10 protein-coding genes and 1 tRNA gene are annotated in these 14,749 nt (G+C 54.5%); 10 read left to right on the plus strand and 1 reads right to left on the minus strand.

Annotated elements, in window-relative coordinates:
* Positions 1-14: 14 nt before the first annotated feature.
* The 7 genes from OUO13_RS15865 to OUO13_RS15895 all read left to right on the plus strand — a co-directional run bounded on the left by OUO13_RS15865 (position 15) and on the right by OUO13_RS15895 (position 10,526).
* Entirely contained in the window at positions 15-503 is a 489-nt protein-coding gene (locus OUO13_RS15865) for a chemotaxis protein CheX (protein ID WP_283174875.1), read from the plus strand.
* A 194-nt stretch (positions 504-697) separates the two neighbouring features.
* Entirely contained in the window at positions 698-2,188 is a 1,491-nt protein-coding gene (locus tag OUO13_RS15870; RefSeq protein ID WP_283174876.1) for a TolC family protein, read from the plus strand.
* Positions 2,185-3,378, plus strand: coding sequence for an efflux RND transporter periplasmic adaptor subunit (locus OUO13_RS15875; RefSeq protein WP_283174877.1), 1,194 nt, complete (start codon positions 2,185-2,187; stop codon positions 3,376-3,378). The genes OUO13_RS15870 and OUO13_RS15875 overlap by 4 nt, the downstream gene beginning before the upstream one ends.
* Complete coding sequence (locus OUO13_RS15880; protein WP_283174878.1) at positions 3,375-6,527, plus strand: efflux RND transporter permease subunit; 3,153 nt, start codon at positions 3,375-3,377, stop codon at positions 6,525-6,527. Before OUO13_RS15875 ends, OUO13_RS15880 begins: the two co-directional genes overlap by 4 nt.
* Before the next feature lie 551 nt (positions 6,528-7,078).
* The gene (locus OUO13_RS15885; RefSeq protein WP_283174879.1) at positions 7,079-8,656 is read left to right on the plus strand and encodes a SulP family inorganic anion transporter; all 1,578 of its coding nucleotides are present in this window, start codon (positions 7,079-7,081) and stop codon (positions 8,654-8,656) included.
* Positions 8,657-8,932: 276 nt separating this feature from the next.
* The gene (locus tag OUO13_RS15890; protein WP_283174880.1) at positions 8,933-10,075 is read left to right on the plus strand and encodes an NYN domain-containing protein; all 1,143 of its coding nucleotides are present in this window, start codon (positions 8,933-8,935) and stop codon (positions 10,073-10,075) included.
* A 253-nt stretch (positions 10,076-10,328) separates the two neighbouring features.
* Complete coding sequence (locus OUO13_RS15895; protein ID WP_283174881.1) at positions 10,329-10,526, plus strand: hypothetical protein; 198 nt, start codon at positions 10,329-10,331, stop codon at positions 10,524-10,526.
* 122 nt (positions 10,527-10,648) lie between these two features.
* Here the strand turns inward: OUO13_RS15895 and OUO13_RS15900 are convergent, their stop codons facing one another.
* On the minus strand, positions 10,649-12,217 hold the full coding sequence (locus OUO13_RS15900) for an adenylate/guanylate cyclase domain-containing protein (protein WP_283174882.1): 1,569 nt from the start codon (positions 12,215-12,217) through the stop codon (positions 10,649-10,651).
* A 151-nt stretch (positions 12,218-12,368) separates the two neighbouring features.
* Here OUO13_RS15900 and OUO13_RS15905 point away from each other — a divergent pair, with 151 nt between their 5' ends.
* The 3 genes from OUO13_RS15905 to OUO13_RS15915 all read left to right on the plus strand — a co-directional run bounded on the left by OUO13_RS15905 (position 12,369) and on the right by OUO13_RS15915 (position 14,747).
* Positions 12,369-12,923: a nitroreductase family protein gene (locus OUO13_RS15905; RefSeq protein WP_283174883.1), complete on the plus strand. Its 555-nt coding sequence runs from the start codon at positions 12,369-12,371 to the stop codon at positions 12,921-12,923.
* Positions 12,924-13,029: 106 nt separating this feature from the next.
* Positions 13,030-13,118, plus strand: a tRNA-Ser gene (locus tag OUO13_RS15910).
* A 411-nt stretch (positions 13,119-13,529) separates the two neighbouring features.
* The gene (locus tag OUO13_RS15915) at positions 13,530-14,747 is read left to right on the plus strand and encodes a capsular polysaccharide export protein, LipB/KpsS family (RefSeq protein ID WP_283174884.1); all 1,218 of its coding nucleotides are present in this window, start codon (positions 13,530-13,532) and stop codon (positions 14,745-14,747) included.
* Positions 14,748-14,749: the final 2 nt, after the last annotated feature.

A 14,749-nucleotide genomic window follows, 5' to 3' on the forward strand; every position in this document is an offset into this window, starting at 1 on the left:
AGGTGTCGAGATCTATGAATGTCGTCTTCATCAATGCCTTTGTTGAAAGCATCAACAATATTCTGGTGACCATGGCTTCCATGAGCTGTGAGTATCAGAAGCCATATATAAAGCAGGATCAGCAACCGCTGGGGGTGGTTACCGGAATGATTCCGATGGCGGGTGATAACGTCAAAGGGTCGCTGGCAATCAGCTTTTCTGAAGGTGCCATTCTGAAAATCAGCAGCAAGATGCTGGGCGAGGAAATTACCTCCCTCGAAGATGGGTGTACGGATCTGACGGGGGAAATCACCAATATGCTGTCTGGTGGTGCACGCAAGATTCTGTGGGAAAAAGGTTATGACTTTGACATGGCGCAGCCACATCTTCTGACCGGAACTCAGATGATTGAACACGAAGTGACCGGGCCGGTGATGGTGATTCCATTTGTGACCCGATCAGGCCCTTTCTTTATTGAGGCGGTGTTTGCCAGCCGCCTGAACCGGGCCAAGTCCATCGTCTGATCTTTTCGACCGTCAGATGAATGGTATTGGAACTTTTTGCATAGAGTTTCATCTTACATACCGAAATGACGATGCATCTCCGGTGAGGGCCTGTTTGCAATCCCACTCGAGACATGTCCTGGATGCATCGTCATTTAAAAATCTGCTGACACCCCCTAAGATGCCTCGACCTGTCGACTGAACGGAGCTTATCTGTGTCGGGTTTCCAACCTGCTTTGCCCACCAAGGGTTTTGCCAAAATAAAGGGTGCTTTTTGCTGGCGCTCCCGTTTGCGTCTTACCCTGTTTCTGCCGCTTGTTGCTCTGGGTGCTTGTAGCACGACCCCTTCCCGAACTCTGGATATAGCTGAGCCTGAACTGGCTGGTTTTTCGACGTCTGCCGCGCAGCTGCCAATGGCCGTGCGCTGGTGGCAGGAATTCCATGATCCCATGCTGAATGAACTGGTCGCGACCAGCCTGGAGGCCAATAACGGTTTGCAAGCCGAGTGGGCGACGGTTTCCCAGTATCGTGCACTGGCGCGTCAGGCTGGAGCCGAGCGTTACCCGGAAATCAATGCCGGACTGGAACGCCAGCAGCTGCGCAGTGATGGTCAGCTCAGCTCTGACCAATGGAGTGCCACACTTTCAACCAGTTATGAGCTGGATTTCTGGGGGCGGGTAGCAGCCCTGGATAAACAGGCCGTATTACAGGCCGATTCGCGTGAACGTGTTGCTCGGGTCGAAGCCAATACCGTGGCCGCGCAGGTCAGTCTGGCCTGGTATGGCCTGATTGCCAGCAGTCGTCAGCAACAGTTACTGCAGCAACAGAAACAGCGTACCGAGCAATTACTGGAAAGTACGCGAGGTCGTTATCAGCGCGGTCAGGCGGCTGTTACCGACATCTGGCAACAACAGCAATTGCTGGCGGCACTGCAATCCGAGCTGGATGTGGCGGCCGGGCAGCAGCGTTTGTACTGGCAACAGCTGGCGCTCTGGACTGGTCGGGGCGAGTGGTTGCTGCCGGGTGATGCAACCGCGCGTTTCCAGAAGGAGCTTCCGGGACGCCACTTGCCAAACAACGAGCTGGCCGCCGACGAGATTGCCCTGAGTGCCTTGCAACAAAGGCCGGATGTTGAACAAGCCTGGCTCGATTTGCAGGCTGCCGATGCCGGAGTGGCCGCCGCCGTTGCGAATCGTTATCCGCGTTTTACCCTCTCCGCCACGGTTGGCACTGAAAGCCCGTCGGTTTCTGGTTTGTTCGACAGCTGGTTTTCCTCACTGACCGCCGGACTGGTTATGCCGGTTCTGGACGCCGGTAATCGCAAGGCCGCAGTGGATGCCCAGCAGGCCGCTGCTCAGGCTGCGTTGTACCGATACCAGCAGGTGTTGCTGGAAGCGGCTACCGAAGTTCAGGAGGCGCTGGTGAATACCGATACCGCACGGCGTCAGTTGCAGGGTATTGATGAGCAGCTGGCGTTGGCGACTCGTACCGAGGATTACCAGACCAGTGGTTATCACAAAGGCGTTGTGACCTATCCGCAATTGCTGGATGCCCAGAAGTCTCGTCTTGAGCTGGAGAATCAGCAGCTCAGCGCTCGCTGGCAACTGGTGCAATACCGCATCCAATTGTATCGCGCCCTCAGTCACGCCGATTTTCCGGCCAATGTCTCTGACGATCAGGTCTCTGACTCAAAGGTTTCCGAATGAACAAGAAAGTACTGAATGCCGCCATGCTGGTGGGCCTGCTGGCGGCCGGTGTGGCGGTTGCTGGCTGGATTTTGACCTCTGCGCCGAAACCGGTGCGGGTCAAACCGGAAGTGAAAGCGCGACTGGTGGATGTTCTGCCGATCGAAACCAGCCAGCAGTCGCCATACTGGCAAGCCGGTGGCGAAGTGCAGGCGGCGGTGAGTCTGGTATTGCAGCCACGTGTGAGTGGTCGGGTTCAGACGGTGGCCGTTGATGCCGTTCCCGGTGCTGTATTAAAAGCCGGTGCTGAACTGGTGCGGCTGGATACAGCGGATTTTGAGGCGGTGGTAGCCCAACGTCAGGCGGCGCTGGAGCAGGCGCAGGCCGATTTGCAGATCGAACAGGGGCAGGCTGCGCTGGCGGCTGACGAGTACCGCATGAGTGGTGCGCGCCTGAAAGGGGATGACGAGGCACTGGTGTTGCGCAAGCCGCAACGGCGCAAGGCGGAAGCGGCGGTGGCCAGTGCCCGTGCGGCACTGGAGCAGGCGCGTCTGGATCTCAGATACAGCAAGGTCACCATGCCGTTTACGGGCCAGATCAGCAGTCGTAGTGTCGCTCCGGGAGCGCAGGTGTCGACTTCAACCGAGCTGTTCAGTCTGGTCAGCACCGAACATTTCTGGATTGAGGTAAAAGTACCTCGTGCGTTTCTCCCCATGCTGGATATGCAGGGCCGTGTGACGTTGTCGCATCCGGCCTGGAACGGCCAGACCCGGCATGGCCGCATTCTGCATCGTCTTCCGGATGTCGACAGCAGTGACCGCATGGCGCGTCTGCTGGTCGATGTCGAAGATCCGTTGGCGCTGGCAGCATCTGGCCCAGCCTTGCTGATTAATGATTATGTCGAAGTAAAATTGCCGGGACGGGAGTTGCCTGATGCCATTCAGGTGCCTCTGGAGCAACTCGATAATCAGGATCGCATCTGGGTGGTCAACAATAGCACTCTCCAGCAGCGCACGCTGACGGTTGCCTGGCATGGTCGTGAATATGCCTGGGTAACAGGTGGTTTTGAGGCCGGTGATCAGTTGCTGAAAGGCCGTGTGGATGCTGCAACGCCGGGAATGGCGGTGCGAGTTAATCAGCCAGCGTCGGAGTCGGGTTCTGCCGGTGAGTCGGTTGGTTTGTCCGAGGCAAGCGGGAGCGGTAAGCCATGACAACGCCCGCCAATCTGTTAAACGCACCGGGCCCTGTGGCCTGGATGGCACGTCACGGGGTTGCGCCCAATCTGCTGATGGCACTGCTGATTGTCGGTGGCTTCCTGATGTCGCTGTATATCCGCAAGGAATTTATCCCGCAATACGAAGCCGACATGGTGATTGTGTCGGTGGCCTACCCGGGCGCGACGCCCGCGGAAATGGCACAGGGCGTGGTGCTGCCGATCGAAAATGAGTTGGCCACCCTTGATGGCTTCAAAAACGTTAACGTTACGGTTACCCAGGGTTCGGCTACTGTGACGGTTGAGCTGCAAAACGGCGTGGATCGCCAGCAGGCGTATCAGGACATCCAGCAAGCCGTAAATCGTATCACCACCTTCCCGGCCCAGATGGAGCAGCCGCTGGTGGCGATTGCCAGTCGTGCCATCAGTGTGATGGAGCTGGCGCTGTTTGGCCCGGTTGATCGTTATGAACTCAAGCGTCTGGCGGAGTCGGTGAAGGATCAGTTGCTGGCATCGCCGGGGGTATCCAAGGTGGAGCTGACTGGTGTGCCGGATGAAGAAATTCATATCGAGATTGCCCAGGCAGAACTGCAACGTTATGGCCTGACGCTGGCGCAGGTTGCCAGTCTGGTAGGGGGGAATGCGCTGGAGCAGAGCGCTGGCACAGTAAGGACCGCAGGAGGCGATATTCTGGTGACGCTGGATGACCGTCGTTATCGTGCGCGCGAGTTTCTTGATCTGCCGTTAATCACCGATGCCAGTGGTGTGCAGTTGCGGGTGGGGGATATTGCCACGGTCACTGAAGGTTTCAGTGACACCAACGAGCTGGTGACCTACAACGGTGAAGACGCCATTCGTATGGATATTTATCGGGCCGAGCAGGAAACCCCGCTGACCGTTACCAAAGCCGCCTACGAATCGCTGGAGCAGATTCTGCCGCAGCTGCCACCGGGTATCAGCCTGATCGTGACCGATGACGATGGCAAAACCTATAACCAGCGCGTGGGCCTGTTGCTGAAAAACGCCGTTATTGGTCTGGTGCTGGTGATGGTGCTACTCAGTATGTTCCTTGAATACCGGTTGGCGTTCTGGGTCACCATGGGGATTCCGACGGCGTTTCTGGGGTCGTTGTTATTGCTGCCCGCGATGGATATGTCGATCAACATGATCTCGATGTTTGCTTTCATCGTGGCGCTCGGGATTGTGGTCGACGACGCCATCATTGCTGGTGAAAACATCTATGAACATATGCAGGGCGGCATGCCGTTCCGCGATGCGGCGGTGTTGGGGGCTCGGGAAGTCTCCGGACCACTGGCGTTTGCGATTCTGACTAACGTGGCGGCTTTTCTGCCCTTGCTGGCGTTGCCGGGGATTATGGGCAAGCTGTTTATTGCCATCCCGGTGGTGGTGATCAGCTGCTTCCTGATTTCCTGGGTCGAAGCCCTGTTTATCCTGCCGTCGCATCTGGCTCATCTGAGCGAGCAGCCATCCAGTCGTCTGGGCCGTTATATGGATGCATTACAGATGCGTTGTGACCGTATGCTCAGGCGTTTTATCCAGAACGGTTATCGTCCGGCGCTGGAGGGAAGTCTCAACCGACCTGGGCTGACACTGGTGCTGGCGTTGGTGTTGCTGCTGATGGTGCTGGCATGGCCTGCCAGTGGACGGATGGGCTTCAGTATGTTCCCGCGTCTGGAAGGTGATTTTGCGGTGGCCACCGTTGAGTTGCCTTCCAATGCGCCGTTCTCGCAAGCACGCGACGTGCGTGAGCGCCTGGAAAAGGCACTGCGTGATGTAGTAGCGCCGATCGAGGCCGGCGGCAAGCCGGTGCTGGTGAGTGTACAGGGCACTATTTCCGGTACTGAAGTGGAAGTGGAAGCACGGATGGTGGATTCCGAGGTTCGCCCGCTCAGCACTCACGAAGTGGCACGTTTGTGGCGCGAACAGCTGGGGGAAATGGCCGGTATTCGCAGTCTGGTGTTTGATTCCGAGCGCGGAGGTGGTCCTTCGGGTGGTGCTGGTCTTACCGTTGAATTACGAGGTTCGGATACTGATCAGTTGCGTCTGGCCAGTGAGGAGCTGGGTCAGTTTATGGCGGAAATCGGCGGTGTGAAGGATGTTGCCAACAGCTTCACCAACGGTAAACCGCAGTGGAACCTGCAGCTGACGGATGCTGGACGCAGCCTGGGCTTGAGCGCTGACGATATTGCCAGCCAGGTGCGGGCAGCGATTTACGGCGCGCGCGCTTTGCGTCAGCAACGTCAGAGCAGCGAAGTGACGGTGCTGGTACGGGTTCCAGAGCAGGAGCGTGAATTTGCCGCAGATATCCGGCGTTTGCTGATTCGTACCGGGTCCGGCCAGTTTGTGCCGTTGTCCGAAGTGGCCGATGTGGAGATTACCAACGCGCCCGCCAAAATCACTCGGCGTAACGGCCGCCAGATTCTGCAGCTGACAGCAGAAGTGGAGCCTCGTGAGCAAATTCCAGCGGTGATGAAGGTGTTGCGTGAAGAAGCTTTCCCGCAAATGCAGGCGCGTTATCCGGCCATCGATTTTGGTTTCAGCGGTCGCCAGGCCGATACCACCGAAAGCATGAGTGCCATGCAGTTATATGGTTTCTTCTCGTTACTGCTGATCTACGCGCTGCTGGCTATTCCATTCCGCAGTTACAGCCAGCCGTTACTGATCATGCTGGTGATTCCATTCGGGGCGGGTGGTGCGTTCCTGGGCCATATGATGCTCGGTTATAGCCTGTCACTGATGAGTGTAATGGGGATTGTGGCACTGGCCGGGGTGGTGGTGAACGACAGTCTGATTCTGGTGGATTACGCCAACCGTGTGCGCCGCGAAAAAGGTCTGGACGCCTGGACGGCGGTACGGGATGCCGGTGTTCGACGTTTCCGGCCGATTCTGCTGACCACTCTTACTACCTTCGGGGGGCTGGCACCGATGGTGTTTGAGACCTCACGACAGGCACAGTTTATTACTCCGATGGCGGTGTCGTTAGGTTTCGGCATCCTGTTCACCACCTTTGTGTGCCTGCTGGTGTTGCCAGCGATTTATGTGCTTCTGGATAACGCCCTTGCTCGTCTGGGATTGCGGGATGAACCGGTAGCGGGTGAGGAAAATAGCGGGCCGGTGTTGCCGTAAGTGATGACCACATCAAACCGGCTCATGGCCGCAATGTGGATCAGTGAAGGACTTTTAAACAGCTCTGATCATTGATTTCCGAATTTGGCCCAGCGCAGCTGGCTGCCCAATGCCCATCTGGGCGAGCCGGGATTCGCCGCAACGGCCGACCCAGCCGGGGCATAGATGCCCCGCAAGGCCCGTTGGCACAGGGATGTGCCATCGGGCCGGGGGCGAAACGCCGTTGTCGGAGAATACCGGGAAAACGAGCCCAGCCGGGCAAAGCAGGGGGAGGCCCGCCCGGCCGGGGGACAAGGTCCCCCAAGAGGGCATACGGGTGTGCCAATTAACAAGCCGAGCAGATCGAGATCATCCGATGCGGCAACGAAGTGTACGAATGCCGACAGGTGCTTAACTGATCACATTGGCCTATAGCTGGTTTTATGTTTTATAAGGTTTTTTGTGTAGTGATTAGTTGTTTGTTGAGCATAAGTAGCCATTAAAGCCTGATTCCATCGACGTCGGCTGTTATAGTGCGCGCCTTTTTGCGTTTACCGACGAGGCCCGCACGTATGTCCTATCTGCGCGAGTTCGCCCGAACTTTCTCTCACAATCCCCGAAACGATCTGCTTTCCGGCCTGACCGTTGCCCTGGCTCTGGTACCGGAAGCGGTGGCGTTTGCGTTTGTAGCCGGTGTGCATCCACTGGTGGGTTTGTACGCGGCATTTATGGTGGGACTGGTTACTTCTTTGCTGGGCGGTCGGCCTGGCATGATTTCCGGTGCGGCCGGTGCGCTGGCGGTGGTGATGGTTTCGCTGGTGGCCGAAGCTGAACGCGCTTACGGCGCCGGTTCTGGTGTGCAGTACCTGTTTGCCACCGTTATTCTGATGGGCATTCTGCAGATAAGTGCTGGTTTCTTCCGGCTTGGCAAATTTATCCGGCTGGTGCCACACCCGGTGATGCTGGGGTTTGTGAATGGTCTGGCGATTGTGATCTTTCTGGCGCAGCTGCCACAACTGCAGGTATCAACCCCGGAAGGCAAGTGGGGTTGGCTCAGTGGTGAGTGGCTGTCCGGCATTTCGCTGTATGTGATGCTGGGTCTGATTGCTTTGACCATGGCCATCATTATTAACCTGCCAAAACTCACCAAAGCGGTGCCATCGGCATTGGCAGCCATTGTAGTGGTGAGTCTGGTGGCTATCGGTTTTGGCCTTGATACCCGCACCGTGGGAGACATGGCCAGTATCGCCGGTGGTTTACCGCAACTGGCGGTTCCGGTAGTGCCGTTTACACTGGATACGCTGCTTTTTATCCTGCCTTACGCAGTGATTCTGGCGGCGATTGGTCTGATTGAATCCCTGCTGACCGTGACCGTTATCGACGAAATGACCAACACTCGTGGTCGCGGTAATCAGGAGTGTGTGGCACAGGGGATCGCCAATATTGCGACCGGTTTTATCGGCGGCATGGGTGGTTGCGCCATGATCGGCCAGAGCATGATTAACGTCAGCTCCGGTGGCCAGGGGCGTTTGTCGGGGCTTGCAGCGGCCTTGTTCCTGCTGAGTTTTATCCTGTTTGCTTCACCGCTGATTGAGCAGATTCCAATTGCGGCGCTGGTGGGGGTGATGTTTATGGTGGTAATTGGCACCTTCGAATGGGCCAGTTTCCGCATTGTTGGCAAGGTGCCACGCCATGATGCCTTTGTGCTGATTCTGGTGTCTGTGGTGACGGTATTTACCGATCTCGCGATTGCGGTGATTACTGGTGTGATTGTGTCGGCACTGGTGTTTGCCTGGCAGCACGCGCGCCGCATTGGAGTAAAGGCATCGGTTCTGAACAACGGTGGCAAGTTATACCAGCTGGATGGGCCGCTGTTTTTTGGTTCGGTGACGGCCTTTCGGGATGCGTTTGATGTTCAGAATGACCCTGAGCAGGTTTACATCGACTTTGCCAGCAGCCGGGTGTGTGATCATTCGGCGCTGGAGGCGATAGATACCCTGGCTGACCGCTATCAGGAAGCTGGCAAGCAGTTGCATTTGTTGCACCTCAGTGAGGAGTGCCGGGGTCTGCTGAAAAAAGCTGGCAGCCTGTGTGAAGTTAACGTGATTGAAGATCCTCGGTATCGATTGGCAGTTGACGAGCTTTCCTGAAACCAGTTGTTGCAGCTACAGCTATTACCCGTGTTGGTAATAGCTGTTATTCTCTTGATCGGAATCAAATGCCCGCTTCTGCATATAGAGTTGATTGTCAGTATGTCTTTCCAGGCGATGTCGCTTTTGATTGCTGTATCTGAATTGTGTTTATCTATGTAAGGTCGCTCTGTCTGCATCGGAGAGTGACGTAAAGTTCGCCCAAAATTGAATAGCCGTACTCGTGCCGGGATATACCCGCAACGAGCCACTCGAAAATAGCTGGAATTATTAATAATGGTATTTAATACAGATGACGATCGTCGCATGATTCGTATCGGTGTTTTTTATGACGGTAACTATTTTTCCCACGTCAGTAACTATTACCTCTATCAACATGCTCGCAAGGCTCGCATCAGCATCTCCGGTCTGCACCAGTTCATTGTGAATGAGATCGCCCGGGAAGAAAATTGCGACAGCCGTCGCTGCCGTATAGTTGATGCTCATTATTTCCGCGGACGTCTCAGTGCCTATGAAGCTCAGTCCCGAAACTCACTGTACGGTGAGCGTCTGTTTGAAGAAGTATTGATGCGTGAAGGCATCATTTCCCACTTCCTGCCGTTGTCAAATGCTGGTGAGAAAGGCATTGATGTCTGGTTTGCACTGGAAGCCTTTGAGTTGACCATTCACAAGCGGTTTGATGTGGTGGTGCTGATTGCAGGTGATAGCGACTATCTGCCACTGATTCGCAAGATCAACACTCTTGGTAGTCGGGTGATGGTGTTGGGCTGGGATTTCTCATTCACCGATGATCAGGGTAATGAGCGTTCCACTCATACTTCCCAGGCTATTCTGGAAGAGGCTAATTATCCTTTGGTTATGAGTGATGTGATTGAGGATCGATCTCGGCGCAGTGATGTATTAATTGATGGGCTGTTTGTGCAGGCGCGTCGTGACAAGTCCCATGACGGGCAGGGGGATGTCCGGGAGTCCCGTTACGAGCGCGAGCTGCGCGTAGAAGCGCGTGAGCCGCGTCAGGAGTCTCGCCCCGAAACTCGCGCTGCCGAGTCGCGCTCTCAGTCGGACAGCGGTGTTGCTGAAAGTGGTGGCCGCAAAACGGTTGAAGGCACAATCTTGAATCTGCACAACGGTTATGGATTTATTCGTCCTCACAACGAAGGTGACAATTTGTTTTTCCATTACACCGATCTCCAGAATGTTGACTTCAACAGCTTGTGGATGGGAGATATCGTGATGTTTGATATATCATCAAACCAGAAAGGACCGTGTGCGAAGAATATTTTCCGCCGCCAGGGGCGCCATTCTGCGGGTAATGGTAATCATGCTGCTAGCAGCCAGCAAACAGTTGGCAATGTCGCAAGTGTTCAGAGTGACCAGTCTGCAGTGCTGGTGGCCGACAATGGTGCTGATGACGAATAACCGGATTAACCAATAACCTGTCATGCCTGGATCTGGCAGCTGACTGGGTTCTGTTCTGGTTGTTTATCTATCTGTCTGGATGGTGGAGTGGTGGTCTGGCAGGCTGCCCACTGTCCAGATCAGCACTATTCGTTTCATGGTTGTTCCGGTTTGTTGCAAAAACAGATCAGTGTTTTGTCGGTTGTTCGACATATGAAGCGGCACAAAAGTATATATCCTGTGTCGCTGATGAAGGAGAAACAGGTCAAAAATTATGAAAAGCCTGATGTGTATCGCGTTGGTGGCGTTGTTTGTAAGTGGATGTGCGCGCTGTCCGGAAGTGGCGAAGGATCAGGATGTGACAGCAAAGCCACAGTCAAACAGTGCCGAACGGGCAATCCAGACCACCAGTGATCCCTGTACGCCTGCAAATGCCCGAGCTCAGGACTGCCAGCCACGCTATTCCATGTAATTCGTGCGGCTGGTTGTCTGAGCCTGTTATGGTTGCGCTTATAACGCAAAGCCCCCGATCCTGATGGACTTGGGGGCTTTTGTGTTTTGGAGCGTCAGGTTTGGCAGCTTGTTGACCGGTATTTATGACAGTAACGGCGGTTCTGAGTCGTCATCCGTCAGGTTGTTGTCTACTGCAGCAGCCGGTTTGGGGTGTGCCGATGCTGGCTGGTGAGGGGAGGGTGTCATATCCAGTTTGGTTTTTGGTTTGGCTGGCAGCGGCGGGCGTTTGCGCAGGGAACGGTCGTTGCGCACCATATTCGCTTCCAGACGCAGACGTTCGGCGGCTTTTTCCAGGGCGTCGGCTACATTGGCTTTTTCGGTATCACGAATCTTGTCGGACTCCAGATACAGGGAAAAGCCTTCGGTTTCGTGATTCATAAAGCCTGGGTTGGCTCCCAGGTCGCGGCGGTAATCAACCACCTGATAGAGCGGAACAGGGTCGCGGAACCCTTTTACCATGGCTTCGCCGCGCTGGCGGCAGATGATCTTGTCTTTTACCAGTGTGTAGGTTTCATGTGAAATCAGAATTTCACCGGCGTCTGCAGTACTTTCGAGACGGCTGGCAAGGTTTACTTCCCTGCCCACAATGGTGTAATCCATGCGGTTTTCCGTACCGAAGTTACCAACGGTGCAATAGCCGGTGTTGATGCCCATACGAATCTGCAGTGGTGTGGTCATGCCCAGTTCAATCCATTTCTTGCGCATCTTTAACATGTGACGACGCATTTCAATCGCCATGGATACACAAGCCAGAGCGTCTTTTTTGGTGCCTTGGCTGTTTGGGTCGCCGAAGAAAATCATGATGCCGTCACCGATAAATTTGTCGATGGTGCCGCCAAATTTCAGAGCAATACGCGACATGTCGGTCAGATAACCGTTCAGAAGGCTGGTCAGGGCATCGGCTTCCATGGTCTCTGACAGGGTCGAAAATCCGACCACATCCGAGAAAAATACCACCAGACGTTTGCGTTGGGTTTCCAGCTTGGCTTCGCGACGACCATTGAAGATAGAGTCCCAAATCTGAGGGGCTACATAGCGGGATACCTGATGCGACAGCTCTTGAAAATGGGCTATCTGGCTATTGAGTTTCTGTTCGGTGGCTACCAGCTGTTCAGCCTGTCGTACTCCTAACAGAGCCAGTGTGGTGAAATAGAGCGCAACTCCCAAGCCTGTAATAATGACCACCAGCTCTGGTAGTACCGTATGGGTTATTTCACCGAAAACCCCCATGCCCGGGATTCCAAGGCCTGCCATGATGCCAATTCCACACACGGCGAGACCTGTGGTCCACAAAATCTGGCTACCCGATAGCAACAGGGCGACACTTAACATCAATACAAACAGGACGCTCATACTGGCGGGGGCGCCCATTGCTCCCAGTAGCAGACCGCATAGCAGTGCGTCTAACTGAATCAGGGTTCGATTGATTGGGGTGGTGCGAGGGGTGTTGCGGACAATCAGCCAATGAGTGGCATGCGGGTATACCAGACAAAACGCTGCTATAAAAAGAAAAGAAAGTGGCCAGGCTCCCAGTGTTACGCCCACGCCGATGGCAACAGCAGCGGTTGCATATCCGATCGTACGAGCTATGTAATCGAGGCCCAGGTTCAGTAGATCCTGAAGGAGCAGGTTATCTGGCTTGACTGTCATAATCCTTTCTGCGGTATTGCCGCGTCTTTATATATGCCATAGCCTGTCGTAGCAGGTATATCCGGAATTGCCCGGCGCGGCAAGTGTACTTCCATTCGTTAGCCAAGTACCAGTCTGTCGAATGGACAATCTTACAAGTGAGGTGATTCAAATGGATGCTATTGAGGCGATTACCCGACGTGTATCGGTTCCTGTGTTGTCCGGTCCGGATGTTACAGATGAACAGATTCAGCTGCTGGTGTCAGCGGCACTTCGAGCCGCCGATCATGCCTGGCTGCGCCCGAGCCGTTATTTGCTGGTCCGTGGTGAGGCGCTTGCACAGCTGGGCGATGTGTTTGCCAGTACGCTGGAGAGTGGCGAGCGTACCGACGATGCCGTTGCGCGAATGAAAAGTTTGCCATTGCGGGCTCCGTTGATCATGGTGTCGGTTTGTCGTGTGATTGAGCATCCCAAGGTCCCGCGTGATGAACAGTTGCTGTCCACCGGAGCGGGCGTTCAGAACCTTCTGAATGTGGCACATGCGATTGGTCTTGGTGCGATTTGGCGCACTGGCGCGATTACCCAGCATCCGCTGGTTCGTGCTGCATTTGGCCTGACGGAACAAGATGTAATTGTTGGGTTCATCTATGTTGGTACTCCTGCCGGTAAATTGAAAGAGCCGCCCGAGCTGAATCCGTCCGACTTCGTAACTGATTGGAAAAGTTAATTTTTTTAGATCATTTCAAAAAAGTTGTTGACATTCACTATCTTGATCCGTATATTACGCGGCATCTGATTGAGACGACGCAAAAATGGCGCTGTCAAGCAGTCACGGTGAGGTGTCCGAGTGGTTGAAGGAGCACGCCTGGAAAGCGTGTATACCCAAAAGGTATCGAGGGTTCGAATCCCTCCCTCACCGCCACTAAATTAAAAAAGCCCGGCTATGCCGGGCTTTTTGCTTTTTGAGAAATGTCACGATCAAACTTGATCTGTATTCTGGTATCGTCTGTTTTGGTCAGAAGTTACAAATCATAAACAGGATACGACTTGCCTGATGGGTGGTTTCCTGACATCTTTTGCCGGTTTTTGTGTATGTCTGTTGCAGTGTGCCTGATTGCACATTTTAGAATTGTCAGCAGTTGGTACCGGAGTGCGTAAGCAGCGGAACAATATGGATATCAGTCATTCCCGAACTGGATATGTGCCGACTGGAAAGTCTCTCAAACGCTTCAGGAACAAGCATCGCCCACGGGTCCTGCTGGTTCAGGGGCCCGTTGGGACGTTCTATAATCACCTTCAATCATCATTGGAAACGCTCGGGTATGAAACCTGGGTGGTAAATCTGAATGCCGGTGATGCTCTCTTTGGCAAGCGCTTTCAGCATTTCAACTTTATGGGTGGCCTTGAAAAGTGGGAAGCTCGCCTGTCGGTTTCTCTGGCTCGACGCGACTTTGATGCGATTGTGATTTTCGGCTCCGAGAGACCCGCGCATCGGGTTGTTCGTGATGTGGCTGATTACTACGATGTACCGGTGCTGTCTCTGGAAGAAGGTTATCTGCGTCCAGGGCTGATTACCGCCGAGTGGGGGGGGAACAACGCCAACTCACCGTTAGCAGGTAACGCTCCTGACGAACTGTTTGTGCCGGAGCATATGCCCGAGGCCAAGGTGTTTCGAAGCTTTGGTAGCATGGGCACCACCGCCATGTTCTATTTTGCAGTCAGCAATCTTTTTACTTTTGGTCGCCGTCGTGAGCTGTTTCATCGTCCGATGTCGCTGCCCAAAGAGTGGTTCTGCTGGGTGAGGAATGGCTATCGCCGCTTGGCTTGGCAACATCGTAATTTCAATATTATCCAGAATCTTCTGGAGCACTATGACCGCCGTTTTTTTCTGGTGCCGTTGCAGGTTGCCGCTGATAGCAACATGCAGGAAGCAGCTATGGGCTGGAACACCATGCGTCTGATTGAAGAAAGTATGCAGTCATTCGCAGAGTCTGCGCCTGCGGACACGCGGCTGGTATTTAAAGTACATCCATTGGAGCGTGGTCATCAGCGTTATGCTCCGATAATCGAAGAGTTGGCCGAGCGGCTTGGTATTCATAACCGTGTTGATGTGATTGATGTTGGTTCCATGGGGCTACTGGCACGTCATTCTGCCGGTATGATCACGATTAACAGCACTTCGGGTTTATCGGCCATTCACCATGGCCGACCGTTGCTGGTGTTGGGTAAGGCCGTGTATGCGTCCCCTCAGGTGGCTATTTGCGCTATGGGGGTGCCGGATTTTGCTGCTTTTTGGCAAGGAGGATTTGTGGCTACGCAAGTGGTTCGTCGCCGTTTCCTCGATTGGATTCGTCATGAGGCCTTGTTGCCGGGTGATTTTTATTCTCGTATGGGCAAACGTGTTGCCAGTGAAGCGGTGGCTCGTCGAATTGATGAAAAGCTGGCGCCACTATGGCGACAGCAATCAGACTCTTCTGTTCGCCAGGTGGAGATTGTTCCACGTGTAGTGGTTGCCAAGCCTTGCGTGTCCGGCTCTACTCACGTTGCCTGAAA

This window comes from Parathalassolituus penaei, assembly GCF_026626885.1.
GTDB classification, from domain to species: Bacteria; Pseudomonadota; Gammaproteobacteria; order Pseudomonadales; family Oceanobacteraceae; genus Oceanobacter; species Oceanobacter penaei.